This window comes from Agrobacterium sp. P15N1-A, from assembly GCF_044626815.1.
In the GTDB taxonomy this organism is placed as follows: domain Bacteria; phylum Pseudomonadota; class Alphaproteobacteria; order Rhizobiales; family Rhizobiaceae; genus Agrobacterium; species Agrobacterium leguminum.
This window is the reverse complement of the sequence record NZ_JBIUPF010000005.1, coordinates 214554-227764: the sequence shown is the minus strand read 5'-3', so window position 1 is coordinate 227764 and position 13211 is coordinate 214554. Positions and strand designations below refer to the sequence as shown.

The following is a 13211-nucleotide window of genomic DNA, read 5'->3' as shown; positions in this document are numbered from 1 at the left end:
TTGGTGGTTATGCCGGGTGTGGCCCGGCCAGTCTCCTGTTTGAATACCAGATGATTGCGCGCTGCAACACGATGAAGACGAAAAGCAGCACACCGATGACGATTTTCGTCCACCAGGAGGAAAGCGTCCCGTCAAAAACGATGTAGGTCTGGATCAAGCCCTGGATCAGAAGGCCGATAAAGGTTCCCGCCACCAGCCCCGTGCCGCCGGTCAGAAGCGTGCCGCCGATCACGACCGCGGCGATGGCGTCGAGTTCAACGCCCACCGTTGCCAGTGAATAGCCCGACGAGGTGTAGAGCGTATAGACGATGCCGGCGAGGCCGGAGAGAAAGCCGGACAGCGCATAGATGCCGATGGTCGTCGCGCCAATCGGTACGCCCATCAGCTCGGCCGATTGCGGGTTGCCGCCGAGCGCATAGACATTGGCGCCGAAGCGGGTGCGGCTGGCGATCAGCATGCCGGCGGCAAAGACGAGAAGCATCAGCATGGCGAGCGCCGTCAGCCTGCCGCCGCCGGGGAAGCGGTAATAAAAGCCCTGTATCGCATCGATGAACGGATGCGAGATCGGCACTGACTGGGTGGAGATAAGGTAAGCCGCGCCACGCGCCAAAAACATGCCGGCCAGCGTAACCACGAAGGGCGGGATGGACAGGAAACGGATCATCGCCCCCATCAGGCAGCCGAACAGCGTCGAGACCACCAGCACGATGGCGAAGGCCAGCAGCGGATGGATATTATAGGTGCCGACCATGACGGCGACGAAGACGCTGGTGAAGGCGATGACCGAACCGATGGAAAGATCGATGCCGCCCGACAGGATGACGAAGGTCATGCCGACGGCCGCGATGCCGAGGAAGGCATTGTCGGTCAGAAGGTTGCCGATCACCCGTGTCGACAGGATCGCCGGATATTGCAGCACGCAGAGAAGATAGGCGATCACGAAGATCGTCAGCGTGGTGAGGAAGGGCAGGTTGCGGCTGTGGATCATCGCGCGGTTCCTTCCTTGGTCATGCCATTGGTGGCCGCCGGTTTTGCATGCGGCTTCGGCGCTTTCACGAAACCGAGGACGGCCATGATCGCCGGTGATTGCAGCGTCAACACCACCATGATGATGCCGGCCTTGATGATGAGGTTGAATTCCGGCGGGAAGCCCGAGACGAGAATGCCGGTATTGATGGTCTGGATGATCAGCGCGCCGATCAGCGAGGCGGTGATGGAAAAGCGCCCGCCATTCAGCGAGGTGCCGCCGATGACCACCGCAAGGATCGCGTCCAGCTCCAGCCACAGCCCGGCATTGTTAGCATCCGCGCCGCGAATATCGGCGGTGACGATCATGCCGGCGATGGCCGCGCAGAGGCCGGAAACCGCATAGACGAAAAACAGCAGGAAGCGGGCTCGCACCCCGGCCAGTGCTGCGGCACGGCGATTGATGCCGGTGGCCTCGATCAGGAAACCGAGCGCGCTCTTGCGCACCAGAAGGCCGATCGTGAGCGCCGCCGCAACCCAGATGATGACCGGCAGCGGAATACCTGCGAACGAGCCGGAGCCGATGGCGGAAAAGCTGTCATTGTTGAAGGTGAGAATGACGCCTTCGGTAATAAGCTGGGCGATGCCGCGCCCCGCCACCATCAGGATCAGCGTGGCGATGATCGGCTGTATGTCGAGAAGGGCCACCAGCACGCCGTTCCACAACCCGCAGGCAATGCCCACCGCAAGCGAGATGACGATGACCGAAGGAATGGAATGGCCATTGCTGATGAGCGTGGCCGCGACCGCGCCGCAGATGGCGATGACGGCGCCGATGGAAAGGTCGATGCCCTTGGTGGCGATGACCAGCGTCATGCCGATGGTCAAAAGTGCGACCGGTGCGGCACGCACGAGAATATCCACCAGACTGCCATAGAGCCTGCCGTTCTGGAACGAGACATGCAGGAAACCAGGCGAAAGGATTGTTATCGCTGCCAGAATGATGAAGAGCGCGGCAAGCTGCGGAGCAAGCCTTTTCAGGCGTCGTGTCACTGCTGCCATCATGCCGCCTCCGTTTTCGCCGCATCGGCAATCGCCCGCATGATGTTGTCGGCGGTCACGTCACCGCCCTTCAACTCGCTGACATGACGGCGGTCGGAAAGTACCACGACGCGGTGCGCAACGGCGGTGAGTTCTTCCAGTTCCGAAGAGATGACGACGAGCGACATGCCTTCGCTGCAGAATTTTTCGATCATTTTCAGGATTTCCGCATGCGCGCCGATATCGATACCGCGTGTCGGCTCGTCGAGGATCAGCAGCCGGGGGTGGGTGGCGAGCCAGCGCGCCAGAATGGCCTTCTGCTGGTTGCCGCCGGACAAGAATTTGATCGGCCGGTTGGGATCGGCCGGGCGGATATCCAGCGACTTGATGAAGCTTTCGGCCAGTTCCGCTTTCTGCCGGCGCGACAGCGGCCGGGCCCAGCCCTGCCGTGCCTGAAGCGCCAGCGCGATATTGTCGGTGACGGAAAAGTCGCCGATGATGCCATCCGTCTTGCGCTCTTCCGGACAGAAACCGAAACCGGCGGTGATGGCGGCTTCCGGCGAAGAAATCGCCACCGTCTGGCCGTCGATGACAGCCTTTCCGGTATCCGGCCGGTCGATGCCGAACAGCAGGAAGGCTGTTTCCGTCCGGCCAGAACCGAGCAGCCCGGCGACGCCGACGATTTCGCCGGGGCGGATGCCGAGATCGAAGGGGGCGATGCTGCCGCGTTTGCCGTAACCTTCGAAACGGATCGGCGGCTCGCCCTCGGCAACCGTATCTTCGGTCGCCTGATGTTCATGGGTGATGTGCTGAAGCTCGCGACCGAGCATCATCGAGATCAGTTCGGAACGGGGCAGGCTGCCGATATCGCGGGTGCCGACAAGACGGCCGTTGCGCAGCACCGTCACCCGGTCGGCTATGTCATAGACCTGATTGAGGAAGTGGGTAATGATGACGATGCCGATGCCGCGTGCGCGCAGGTTTCTCAAGACGCCGAACAGCATCTCGACCTCATGGGCATCAAGGCTGGCAGTCGGCTCGTCCAGCACCAGCACCTTGCCGGAAAGATCGACGGCGCGGGCAATGGCGATGATCTGGCGGATGGCCACGGAATAGCTTGATAGCAGCGCGTTGACGTCGATGGACAGCCCGTATTGGGCAAGCAGCGCCTGTGAATTCTTCTGCATCGTGCTGCGGTCGATCAGCCCGAAGCGGCGCGGCTGGCGGCCGAGAAACAGGTTTTCGGCAACCGTCAGGTTTTCGAGAAGGTTCACCTCCTGATAGACAGTGCCGATGCCCAGCGCCTGCGCCTCGCCGACATTGCTGGGCGAAATCTCGCTACCTTCCAGAAAGATCGAACCGCTGTCGCGGTGATAAACGCCGGTGAGAATTTTGATCAGCGTTGATTTGCCTGCGCCGTTTTCGCCGAGCAGCGCGTGGATTTCACCGCGCCCGAGCGAAAAATCGACGCCATCAAGCGCCGTAATCCCGAGAAAGGATTTGCCGATGGCGCGTGCTTCCAGAAGTGGTGCCGTTTCGGACATTGAGCAGGTTCCGCATGAAAAATGCCATGATGGAGCGGCACGAACGACGCGCCGCTCCTTCCGAAGAATGGGTTGTCAGTAACCCAGACCCTTCTTCGCCTCGTAGACCTTCATCGGGTCGTCGGATGCCGTATAGAGCTTGGATTCCGTCTGGATCCACTTCGGCGGGGCCTTCTTGTCCTTCAGATAGGCTTCGAGCGCGTCGAAGGCGGGGCCGGCCATGTCGGGCGTCAGTTCGACGGTGGCGTTGGCTTCGCCGGCTGCCATGGCCTTGAAGATATCAGGCACGGCATCGATGGAAACGACCTTGATGTCGGTTCCGGGTTTCAGGCCGGCTTCCTTGATCGCCTGGATCGCGCCGACGGCCATGTCGTCATTGTGAGCGTAGACCGCACAGATATCCTTGCCGCCGCCTTCGGCCTTGATGAAGCTTTCCATCACTTCCTTGCCCTTGGTGCGGGTGAAGTCACCGGTCTGCGAGCGCGCGATCTTGATGTTCTTGTGCGAGGCAATAGCCTCTTCGAAGCCCTTCTTGCGGTTGATGGCGGGCGAAGAGCCGGTTGTGCCCTGCAATTCAACGACCTTGCAGTCCTTGGAGCCGACATCCTTGACCAGCCAGTCGCCGGCAACCTTGCCTTCATGAACCTGATCGGAGGTTACGGCGGTGAGGTAAAGATCGTCCGAAGCCTCGATCTGGCGGTCGAGCAGGATGACAGGGATTTTTTCTTCCTTGGCTTCCTTCAGCACGGCGTCCCAACCGGTTGCGACAACCGGAGCGATCAGGATCGCGTCGACGCCCTGCGCGATGAAGCCGCGAACGGCCTTGATCTGGTTTTCCTGCTTCTGTTGCGCGTCGGCGAATTTCAGCGTGACGCCGCGCTTCTCCGCCTGCTGCTTGGTGACGGTGGTTTCAGCCGCGCGCCAGCCGGATTCCGAACCGATCTGCGAGAAACCGACGGTAAGCGATTGTGCGGAAACACTGGATGCAAGGCATGCGGAAACGGCGACAGTGAATGCCGCAAGAGCTTTTCTCATCTTATCCTCCCAGAGATGATGTCAGCGTGACGGCGACACTATGAGCATATAGTAATACTCTTGAAAAGTGGTTTTTTGGCCTTTTCGCAATTTGGCTTTCGCCAGTTACGGTGAAATTTTGTCATAAAATATAATGAATCAATGGTTTGTGCGGAAATCAATTGCACTCTTTTCCTGTCTGAACATGCCGAAAATGGCCCATGACGTGGCTTGACAGGCAATGATGGCATCTAATAGTAATACAAATAAAGAGATCGGACTGAGGCGGAGTGCCGGGCCATCCGGCCAGCCGCATTCCGGCAAGGCAGGGAGGAAGAGGCCGTTGCGCGACACCGGTATCATCGTAAATGCCGAAAAATATTCGGCTAAAGCCGAAGAACAGCTCCAAATCACTCGTCTGGGGCTGCTCTGTCGGTTATGCGTGATCTCCGAAAGCTGATTCCATTTTCCTTGCGCACAACATAAGCTTGTCGCATTTCGTAATATTTTACCGTTGGCCACTTCCGGCTGGAGACCCGCATCATGACTACATCCGACAATCTTCCCGCAACCCAGGGCAAGGGAGGCAAGCTTCGCTCGCGCGCGTGGTTCGACAATCCCGCCAACGCGGATATGACGGCACTTTATCTCGAGCGTTACATGAACTTCGGTCTGAGCCAGGCCGAGCTTCAGTCCGACCGCCCGATCATCGGCATTGCGCAGACCGGTTCGGACCTTTCGCCCTGCAACCGCCACCATCTGGAACTGGCGAACCGCCTGCGCGAAGGCATCCGTGAAGCCGGCGGCATCGCCATCGAATTTCCGGTGCATCCGATCCAGGAAACCGGCAAGCGCCCGACGGCCGGCCTCGACCGCAACCTGGCTTACCTCGGCCTCGTGGAAGTGCTTTATGGCTATCCGCTCGATGGCGTCGTGCTGACCATCGGCTGTGACAAGACCACGCCTGCCTGTCTTATGGCGGCGGCCACCGTCAACATTCCGGCCATCGCCCTTTCCGTCGGCCCCATGCTGAACGGCTGGTTCCGTGGTGAACGCACCGGTTCCGGCACCATCGTCTGGAAGGCGCGCGAGTTGCTGGCGAAGGGCGAGATCGACTATCAGGGCTTCGTCAAGCTCGTCGCTTCGTCTGCCCCGTCCACCGGTTATTGCAACACCATGGGCACGGCGACGACCATGAACTCGCTGGCCGAAGCGCTCGGCATGCAGCTTCCGGGCTCCGCCGCCATTCCGGCTCCTTACCGCGACCGTCAGGAAGTCTCCTACCTGACCGGCCTGCGCATCGTCGAAATGGTCAAGGAAGACCTGAAGCCTTCCGACATCATGACCAAGGACGCCTTCATCAACGCCATCCGCGTCAACTCGGCCATCGGCGGTTCCACCAACGCGCCGATCCACCTGAACGGCCTTGCCCGCCATGTCGGCGTCGAGCTGACGGTGGATGACTGGCAGACCTATGGTGAAGACGTGCCGCTGCTCGTCAACCTGCAGCCGGCCGGTGAATATCTCGGCGAGGATTATTATCATGCCGGCGGCGTTCCTGCGGTCGTCAATCAGCTGATGAACCAGGGACTGATCATGGAAGATGCCATGACCGTCAACGGCAAGACCATCGGCGACAATTGCCGTGGCGCGATCATCGAAGACGAGAAGGTCATCCGCCCCTATGAGCAGCCGCTCAAGGAACGCGCCGGCTTCCGCGTGCTGCGCGGCAACCTGTTCTCCTCCGCCATCATGAAGACGAGCGTGATTTCGGAAGAGTTCCGCAACCGTTACCTCTCCAACCCGAACGATCCGGAGGCCTTCGAAGGCCGCGCCGTGGTGTTCGACGGTCCGGAAGATTACCATCACCGCATCGACGATCCGTCGCTGAAGATCGACGCCAACACCATCCTCTTCATGCGCGGCGCAGGCCCCATCGGTTATCCGGGTGCCGCGGAAGTGGTGAACATGCGCGCGCCGGATTATCTCCTGAAGGAAGGCGTCAATTCGCTGCCCTGCATTGGCGATGGTCGTCAGTCCGGCACGTCGGGCAGCCCGTCCATCCTCAACGCTTCCCCGGAAGCGGCGGCCGGCGGCGGCCTCGCCATCCTGCAGACGGGTGACCGCGTCCGCATCGATGTGGGTCGCGGCAAGGCGGATATCCTGATTTCCGGCGAGGAATTGGCCAAGCGTTACGAGGCGCTGTCGGCTGAGGGCGGCTACAAGTTCCCGGACCACCAGACGCCATGGCAGGAAATCCAGCGCGGTATCGTCAGCCAGATGGAAACCGGCGCGGTTCTGGAACCGGCGGTCAAGTATCAGCGCATCGCCCAGACCAAGGGCCTGCCGCGCGACAACCACTAAAGGCAAGGCCGTTTCGGCCGGCCGCTTTTAAAAATCAGCTAAAAATCAGCCCCGGGCGTCGTCTCGGGGCTGAAATATTTTCAGGCATCGATGAAGCGCCGGTCTTCAAAACCGCCGCAATGTTCCCGATGTGTGAGGCATACAGCGCCTCGTTGCCCGCCCGCCTACTCCTTCCAGGGGGAGAGCGGCTTTCCCAGATAAGGCAGGAAGAACATGTACAGCCCGCTGAAGACAAGCAAAGTCAGCGGAAGAAGCGGGGCATAAACGATCACCGGTGGTGTCGGGCCGAAAGCCATCGAAGCGAAGTTCGCCAGAATGGTGATGGTCAGCAGAATGCCCAGCCACCGATGGCTCTGCCTTATCCATTTTTGCAAGATCAAAGTCGCCCCCGAGAAAAAGCATCCATGATGGAATGTGACACACGGTTGCCTCAACGGGCCTGGACGAGCTTCCAGCCATTGCCGGAAGGGTCGCGGAAACTCGCATCCACCGAGCCGTAACGCGTGATCGGTTCCTGGGTGAATTCGACGCCGCGTTTGTGCATGGCGTCAAAGGCCTTCTGGCAATCCTCGACCACCAGAACCAAAGGCGGCATGGCGCCCTTGGCCACGGCTTCGTTCAGATCCTGCGCCGTTGCCTCGTCAACGGTCGGGGCCTGCGGCCGAAACAGGCCGAGCTGGAAATCCGGCTGGTCCGGATGCTGCACGGTCAACCAGCGATAATCGCCGTTGCGTGCATCCGTATGCACACGAAATCCAAGTTTTTCGACATAAAATTGTAGCGCCTCGTCTTGGTCATGAACGTAAAGCCCGACGACTTGAACACCATTTTTCATGAGCTATCTCCCTTTCACTCACCGTGCCTACCGCCTTTCGCCTGTCGGCGCTTCTCCGAAACTGCGATTGTGAGATGGGGGCGATGGGCGGCGCTGACGAAGCAATGGGGAACCTGCTCAAGGTCGGCAGGCAAAAACCGCATCCTGCGCCGCAATTCACTCGGGTTTTCCCCCGTCACGTCGCGGAAAACACGGCCGAACGTGCCGATGCTGTTCCAGCCGGTTTGCAGCGCGATCTCGATGACCGGAAGATCCGTGTCACGCAACAGCGCCACGGCGCGCTCCACCCGGCGGGTCAGCAGATAGCGGTGAGGGGGTATGCCGAAAGCATCGCGAAACGATCTCGCGAAGTGCGCCTGCGAGGCGCCGCTGACGCTTGCAAGGCGTGAAACAGGCCACGCCTCATGGGGCGCCGCGTCCATATGATCCTTGGCCCGCAGAAGGCGGCGCAGCAGTTTCAAGTCTCTGTTTGCAGAGTTCTTTTCATTTCCGGACCGGCGCATGCGGCAATCATTGAATGAACCGGCGGTCCTTGGCAAGGCTCATGGCTGCAAGCCGCTATGAGTGTCTCAGATCACCGGGTAAAGCGACCAGAAGAACAGTTCGTATTCCTGATCGCGGTCGTCGTCGTGCGACTCGTCGTCGGGTCTGCGCGGTGTTTTGTCCTGAAACTCGGTCTCCACCCGCTCATTGACGACGGGCATCCTTCGGCCGATGCCAAAGAGGTCAAAGGAGAGCATGTTGAACCCTGCTACCATGGCCATTTCCCTTCTTCACGCGAGTTAACGTAGCGTTAAGTTTCGCGCGTTGCCATGATTTCGTCAAGATTGGCCGAGGAATTTGTCTACCATTTTTAACAACAATGTCGTGACTGACATTCCAACGCTGCCGGATTTGGCGCAATGAACGTTTATCGGAGCGGTCAAACGTCGTTCGCGGGGGCGTCAGAATAGGCTTTTTCAGTCGCTTCCAGTGCGGAATCGGTATCTGCGGCATGGCCGAGGCTTTTCAGGGCGCTGGAGAAGGCCGCGATATTGGCTTTCACCGCGTCAGGATGCGCCCTCCGACCGGTGTGATTGAGCCTTATCAGCCGTTCCGCACCGGGGCCGACACCGGCGGAAAGATCCGCGCCCTGCTTTTGGGATGCAGCGGCGAGGAATGCCTTGGCTTCCATGGTATCCGGCAGGATCGCCGTGGAAACGAGGGCGGAGGCGTGTGCCTCTTCCACCCAGGTCGGGATACCAAGCGCCCTGATGCCGTTCCGGGTGGCTGCCGCCGCTCTTTCGTGGCGTTCATTGGCGGATGCCAGGCCTTCCGCCTCTATCCGGTCGAGGGCGGCCTCCAGCGCGTAGAATTCCAGCGGAGCGGGTGTTCCGGGCAGCGCGCCGCGGCCGGCATCGAGCCAGAGTTTCTTCTGGTCCAGAAGCGAGAGCATGGAGTTTTCCGGCGCCTCACCGTGGGAAAGAAGCTCCCACGCTTTTTCGCTGACGGAAATGGCGGAAACCCCGGCCGGGCCGGCCAACGCCTTTTGCGGTCCGATGACGGCGATATCGATGCCCAGCCGGTCGACCTCGAAGGCATGGCCGCCGATGGAGGCGACGGCGTCGACGAGCGTGACGATACCCTTTTCCCGAGCGAGCGCGGCAATGGCGGGCAGGGGGTTGAGAATGCCGCTTGCCGATTCCGCATGGACGATGGCGAGAAGATCGAAGCCCGGCCCCTCGTTCAGCGCCCGCTCCACCTCCTCCAGCGTGACCGGCTTCGCCGGGCTGGCGGCCAGGTTGCGCACCGTCGCACCGCCTCTATTGAGCCAGCCGCCGAACCATGCGCCATAGGGGCTGGTGACGATGTTGAGCGCTCTAAGACCCGGTCGGGCAAGGCTCATCGCCGCCGCTTCGAGTGCCAGTACGGCTTCCGCCTGTATGAGAAGGACGTCGTTCCCCGTGCCCATCAAGGCTGCCAGCCGGTCAGAAAGAATCGCGTAACGCTCCGCGGGAAAAGCAGGTGGGTCGAGCAGCAATGCATAATCCGGAACGGGCATGTCTTTTCCTTACGTGGCAATGGTCAGGCGCGGTGCGGCGTCGATCAGGGTTCTGGCGGTCGAGGATTGCGGCGCCGAGACGATATTTCCCGTCCTGCCGATTTCAACGATCCGCCCCGTTTCCATGATGGCGACGCGGTGGCAGACGGCCCGGACGACTGCGAGATCATGGGAAACGAAAATACAGGAAACGGCCGTCTCCCGCTGTATTTCCACCAGCAGTTCGAGGATTTGCCGGCGAACCGAAACATCGAGCGCGGAGACGGCTTCGTCCAGAATGAGAAGCGACGGTTTGAGCGCAATGGCCCGTGCAATCGCGACACGCTGTCTTTGGCCGCCGGAAAGCTCGAAGACCGAGCGGCCGGCATAGCTGGCGGGCAGGCCCACGCGCTCGAGAAGGCGGTGTATTTCCGCCGCGCGTTCGCGTCTTTTGACCATGCGATGGATGCGCAACGGTTCGCCGATGGCATCCTCGACGCTGGCGCGTGGATTGAAGGCGCCATGCGTATCCTGAAACACCATCTGCATGTGCCGGCGGGCGGCGCGAAGCTTGCCGCCGTCAAGCGCCAGCCAGTCACGGCCTTTGAAATGGATCGTGCCTTCATCGGCCGGGATCAGCCGCATCAGAATGCGTGCGAGCGTCGATTTCCCGCAGCCGGAGGGACCCGCAAGCCCCAGCGTCTCGCCGGGCTGAAGCGAAAAGGAGATGTCGGAAAGCGCCGCCACCGTTCTTGCGCCGGTGCGATAGGTTTTCGACAGTCCATCGACGCTCAGAAGGGCTTCGTTCATGACGCGGCCTCGCTGATGAGCGGCGGGGTGGAGAGATCGAGATAATCGGCAAGCAGCGCACGCGTATAGTCATGGGCGGGTGTGGAGAGCACCCGCCGCGTCGGGCCGTGTTCCACCAGCAGCCCCGCGCGCAGAACCGCGATCTCGTCGGCAAGGCTGGAGGCAAGGCCGATATCATGGGTGATGAACACCAGCGTCTTGTTTTCCTGCCGCACCAGATCGTCCAGCAGCGTGGCGATGGCGGCCTGGCTGACCGTATCGAGCGCGCTCGTGGCCTCGTCGGCAATCAGGATCGAAGGACTGGCGGCAATGGCGGCGGCAATTGCCACGCGCTGCCTTTGGCCGCCGGAAAGCTGGTGCGGATAGGCGGTGAGCAGATGGGAGGGGTGGGGCAGCCGCACCCGCTCCAGAAGATCGCGGGCAAGATCGCGCGCTTGCCTCCATGACAGGCCGAGATGCCGCACGGCGCCTTCGGCCACCTGTTCGCCGATGGTGAGAACCGGGTTGAGTGTCGCGCCGGTATCCTGAAAGATCGTGCCGATATCGCGTCCGGGCTGTGGCCTGCCGTGAAACAGACCACTATCTCGGCTCCAGGAAATATCGCCGGAAACCCGCGCATTGCCGGGAAGAAGCCCGGCAATGGCTTTGCCGAGCGTGGATTTTCCCGAACCGCTTTCGCCGATGATCGCCAGCCTCTGCTCCTGCCGGATCGTCAGCGAGACATTCTGCAATGCCGGCGTATCGCCTGCCGCATAAAAAACGCTGAGATCGTCGATCCGGCACAGCGCATTTCCGCTCATGGCGCTTCTCTCCTCGTCGCCATCGCCCTGTTGATGCCTTCTGCGAGAAGATAAACGCCGAGAACCGTAACCAGAAGGCCGATGCCGGGGATGACGGATAAAAACGCGGCCGAGCGCAGGACGTTGCGTCCTTCGGCGATCATTGAGCCCCAGGTGACGATGTTCGGATCGCCAAGTCCGAGGAAGGACAGTGCCGCTTCGGTGAGGATGGCTGCCGCGACGATGATGGCGGCCAGCGCCAGAACCGGCGGCAGAGCGTTGGGCAGGATCTGCCGGAAGGCGATCTCCAGCGGGTGCATGCCGATGGCGCGGGCGGATTGCACGTAGTCGCGCTCGCGTATGCTCAACACCTGCGCCCGCATCAGCCGCGCCGGATCCGCCCATGCGCCGAGCGCAATGGCAAGAATGACGATGGGCATGGAAGGGCCGATGGTGCTGACGAAGGCGAGCGCAAGCAGGAAATTCGGCACGATCTGGAAAGCGTCGGTGACGCGCATCAATGCTTCGTCCACGAGGCCCCCCGCAAAACCGGCGATGGTGCCGATGACGGTGCCGATCACCAGCGCGGCGGCGGCGGCGCCCATGCCGACGAGCAGGGAGGCCTGCGCGCCATGGGCAAGCTCGGCCAGCACATTGCGGCCCAGCCGGTCGGTGCCCAGCGGCAGGGTGGCATCCGTAAACGGCGCGATCAGCGGTTCGCCGACAATGGCCAGCGGGTCGCCCGGAAAGAGGAGGGGGGCGGCAAGCGCCGTCATGGCAAGCGCCACCAGAATGATGGTGCCCGTGGCGCCTTCGAAACTGCGCAGCAGCCGGAGAGCGAAACTCATGCCTGTCGCTCCCCGCTGCCGATGCGCGGATCGAGAACGGCATAGACAATATCGACGGAGAGATTGACGAGGATGACGAAGACGGCGCTTGTCAGAATAATGCCCATCAAAAGCGGCGTGTCGCGGCCGCTGACGGCCTCCTGCGCCAGCCGGCCGAAACCGGGAATCGCAAAGACGCTTTCGATCACAACGCTGCCGCCCAGCATGGTTGCGGCCTGCAGGCCAAGCACGGTGACAAGCGGAAGAGCGGCGTTGCGCGCGACATGGCGCAGCACGATCCGCCGTTTGGAAAGCCCCTTGGATTGAGCAAAAAGCACGAAATCCAGCGGCCAGACCGCCGCCATGGCGGTGCGCATGACGCGCAGGAAAAGCGCGAGATAAATGAGGCCGAGACTGGAGACCGGCAGCACGAGATGGCGGGCAATATCGAGCGCCCTTGCAAATCCCTGCTTGCCCGAGGCGATGGTTTCGATGCCTGATGTCGGCAGCCATTTGAGTTGAACGGCAAAGACGATGGCCAGCACGAGGCCGAGCCAGAAGCCGGGCGTGGCGTAAAGCGTGAGCGAGACCGTTGAAAGCACGCGGTCCGCCAGCCCGCCGGGACGCGCGCCGGCCCAGATGCCGAGCGCGGTCCCGAGGAGGAAGGCGAGTGCCGTGGCGCTGCCCATAAGGAGAAGCGTGTTCGGCAGTCGCTCGAGGATCAGCCCCAGCACCGGCCGGTCGAAGGCAAGCGACCAGCCGAGATCGAGCCGCAGCACCGAACTGGCATAGAGCCAGAAACGGGCGAATACCGAACCGTTCAGGCCGTATTGCTCACGCAACACATCCCTGAGCCCGGCATCGCCGCCGCCGATGGAGACGAGATAGGCGTCTACTGCGTCTCCAGATGCATTTTCAAGCAGTACGAAAGTGAAGACGAGAACGATCAGCAGCACCGGAATGGCGCTGACTGCCCTTCGCTTCAGCAATGTTACCGCACGCTTCACGATG

Annotated in this window: 14 protein-coding genes; 1 reads left to right on the top strand and 13 read right to left on the bottom strand. The window is 61.3% G+C overall.

Translation table 11 applies throughout. From position 1 onward, the window contains the following. Positions 1–7 precede the first annotated feature (7 nt). The 4 genes from yjfF to ytfQ form a co-directional block, all read right to left on the bottom strand. Entirely contained in the window at positions 8–988 is a 981-nt protein-coding gene (gene yjfF, locus ACIK7D_RS18460) for a galactofuranose ABC transporter, permease protein YjfF (protein WP_127758064.1), read from the bottom strand. Beyond that, complete coding sequence (locus tag ACIK7D_RS18455; RefSeq protein ID WP_164865537.1) at positions 985–2028, bottom strand: ABC transporter permease; 1044 nt, start codon at positions 2026–2028, stop codon at positions 985–987. The genes yjfF and ACIK7D_RS18455 overlap by 4 nt, the downstream gene beginning before the upstream one ends. After that, on the bottom strand, positions 2028–3551 hold the full coding sequence (locus tag ACIK7D_RS18450) for a sugar ABC transporter ATP-binding protein (RefSeq protein ID WP_400157007.1): 1524 nt from the start codon (positions 3549–3551) through the stop codon (positions 2028–2030). The genes ACIK7D_RS18455 and ACIK7D_RS18450 overlap by 1 nt, the downstream gene beginning before the upstream one ends. Before the next feature lie 75 nt (positions 3552–3626). Then, positions 3627–4586 (bottom strand): galactofuranose ABC transporter, galactofuranose-binding protein YtfQ, encoded by a 960-nt coding sequence (gene ytfQ, locus ACIK7D_RS18445; protein WP_020809449.1) that lies wholly within the window; start codon positions 4584–4586, stop codon positions 3627–3629. A gap of 522 nt (positions 4587–5108) precedes the next feature. On the opposite strand from ytfQ, the gene ACIK7D_RS18440 reads away from it, so the two are divergent. Continuing rightward, positions 5109–6929 carry an IlvD/Edd family dehydratase gene (locus ACIK7D_RS18440; RefSeq protein ID WP_137004630.1) on the top strand — a complete coding sequence of 607 codons (1821 nt, stop codon included), beginning with the start codon at positions 5109–5111 and terminating at the stop codon, positions 6927–6929. A gap of 164 nt (positions 6930–7093) precedes the next feature. On the opposite strand, the gene ACIK7D_RS18435 is transcribed toward ACIK7D_RS18440, so the two are convergent. From ACIK7D_RS18435 to ACIK7D_RS18395, 9 genes are all read right to left on the bottom strand, one after another. Beyond that, positions 7094–7303: a hypothetical protein gene (locus ACIK7D_RS18435; RefSeq protein WP_400157124.1), complete on the bottom strand. Its 210-nt coding sequence runs from the start codon at positions 7301–7303 to the stop codon at positions 7094–7096. A 56-nt stretch (positions 7304–7359) separates the two neighbouring features. Then, positions 7360–7764: a VOC family protein gene (locus ACIK7D_RS18430; protein ID WP_004438893.1), complete on the bottom strand. Its 405-nt coding sequence runs from the start codon at positions 7762–7764 to the stop codon at positions 7360–7362. A 14-nt stretch (positions 7765–7778) separates the two neighbouring features. Beyond that, positions 7779–8267 carry a helix-turn-helix domain-containing protein gene (locus tag ACIK7D_RS18425; protein WP_400157006.1) on the bottom strand — a complete coding sequence of 163 codons (489 nt, stop codon included), beginning with the start codon at positions 8265–8267 and terminating at the stop codon, positions 7779–7781. 66 nt (positions 8268–8333) lie between these two features. Continuing rightward, on the bottom strand, positions 8334–8528 hold the full coding sequence (locus tag ACIK7D_RS18420) for a hypothetical protein (RefSeq protein WP_003523745.1): 195 nt from the start codon (positions 8526–8528) through the stop codon (positions 8334–8336). A 158-nt stretch (positions 8529–8686) separates the two neighbouring features. Next, positions 8687–9805, bottom strand: coding sequence for a pyridoxal-phosphate-dependent aminotransferase family protein (locus tag ACIK7D_RS18415; protein ID WP_400157005.1), 1119 nt, complete (start codon positions 9803–9805; stop codon positions 8687–8689). Between the two features lie 9 nt (positions 9806–9814). After that, entirely contained in the window at positions 9815–10594 is a 780-nt protein-coding gene (locus ACIK7D_RS18410; protein WP_400157004.1) for an ABC transporter ATP-binding protein, read from the bottom strand. Beyond that, positions 10591–11394, bottom strand: coding sequence for an ABC transporter ATP-binding protein (locus ACIK7D_RS18405; RefSeq protein WP_400157003.1), 804 nt, complete (start codon positions 11392–11394; stop codon positions 10591–10593). The genes ACIK7D_RS18410 and ACIK7D_RS18405 overlap by 4 nt, the downstream gene beginning before the upstream one ends. After that, entirely contained in the window at positions 11391–12221 is an 831-nt protein-coding gene (locus ACIK7D_RS18400; protein ID WP_400157002.1) for an ABC transporter permease, read from the bottom strand. Before ACIK7D_RS18400 ends, ACIK7D_RS18405 begins: the two co-directional genes overlap by 4 nt. After that, positions 12218–13207: an ABC transporter permease gene (locus tag ACIK7D_RS18395; RefSeq protein WP_400157001.1), complete on the bottom strand. Its 990-nt coding sequence runs from the start codon at positions 13205–13207 to the stop codon at positions 12218–12220. The genes ACIK7D_RS18400 and ACIK7D_RS18395 overlap by 4 nt, the downstream gene beginning before the upstream one ends. Positions 13208–13211 lie beyond the last annotated feature (4 nt).

Bases quoted from the DNA above. Each gene is read 5' to 3' on its own strand.
- yjfF (WP_127758064.1), bottom strand. From the start codon at position 988: ATGATCCACAGCCGCAACCTGCCCTTCCTCACCACGCTGACGATCTTC.
- ACIK7D_RS18455 (WP_164865537.1), bottom strand. From the start codon at position 2,028: ATGGCAGCAGTGACACGACGCCTGAAAAGGCTTGCTCCGCAGCTTGCC.
- ACIK7D_RS18450 (WP_400157007.1), bottom strand. From the start codon at position 3,551: ATGTCCGAAACGGCACCACTTCTGGAAGCACGCGCCATCGGCAAATCC.
- ytfQ (WP_020809449.1), bottom strand. From the start codon at position 4,586: ATGAGAAAAGCTCTTGCGGCATTCACTGTCGCCGTTTCCGCATGCCTT.
- ACIK7D_RS18440 (WP_137004630.1), top strand. From the start codon at position 5,109: ATGACTACATCCGACAATCTTCCCGCAACCCAGGGCAAGGGAGGCAAG.
- ACIK7D_RS18430 (WP_004438893.1), bottom strand. From the start codon at position 7,764: ATGAAAAATGGTGTTCAAGTCGTCGGGCTTTACGTTCATGACCAAGAC.
- ACIK7D_RS18425 (WP_400157006.1), bottom strand. From the start codon at position 8,267: ATGCGCCGGTCCGGAAATGAAAAGAACTCTGCAAACAGAGACTTGAAA.
- ACIK7D_RS18420 (WP_003523745.1), bottom strand. From the start codon at position 8,528: ATGGCCATGGTAGCAGGGTTCAACATGCTCTCCTTTGACCTCTTTGGC.
- ACIK7D_RS18415 (WP_400157005.1), bottom strand. From the start codon at position 9,805: ATGCCCGTTCCGGATTATGCATTGCTGCTCGACCCACCTGCTTTTCCC.
- ACIK7D_RS18410 (WP_400157004.1), bottom strand. From the start codon at position 10,594: ATGAACGAAGCCCTTCTGAGCGTCGATGGACTGTCGAAAACCTATCGC.
- ACIK7D_RS18405 (WP_400157003.1), bottom strand. From the start codon at position 11,394: ATGAGCGGAAATGCGCTGTGCCGGATCGACGATCTCAGCGTTTTTTAT.
- ACIK7D_RS18400 (WP_400157002.1), bottom strand. From the start codon at position 12,221: ATGAGTTTCGCTCTCCGGCTGCTGCGCAGTTTCGAAGGCGCCACGGGC.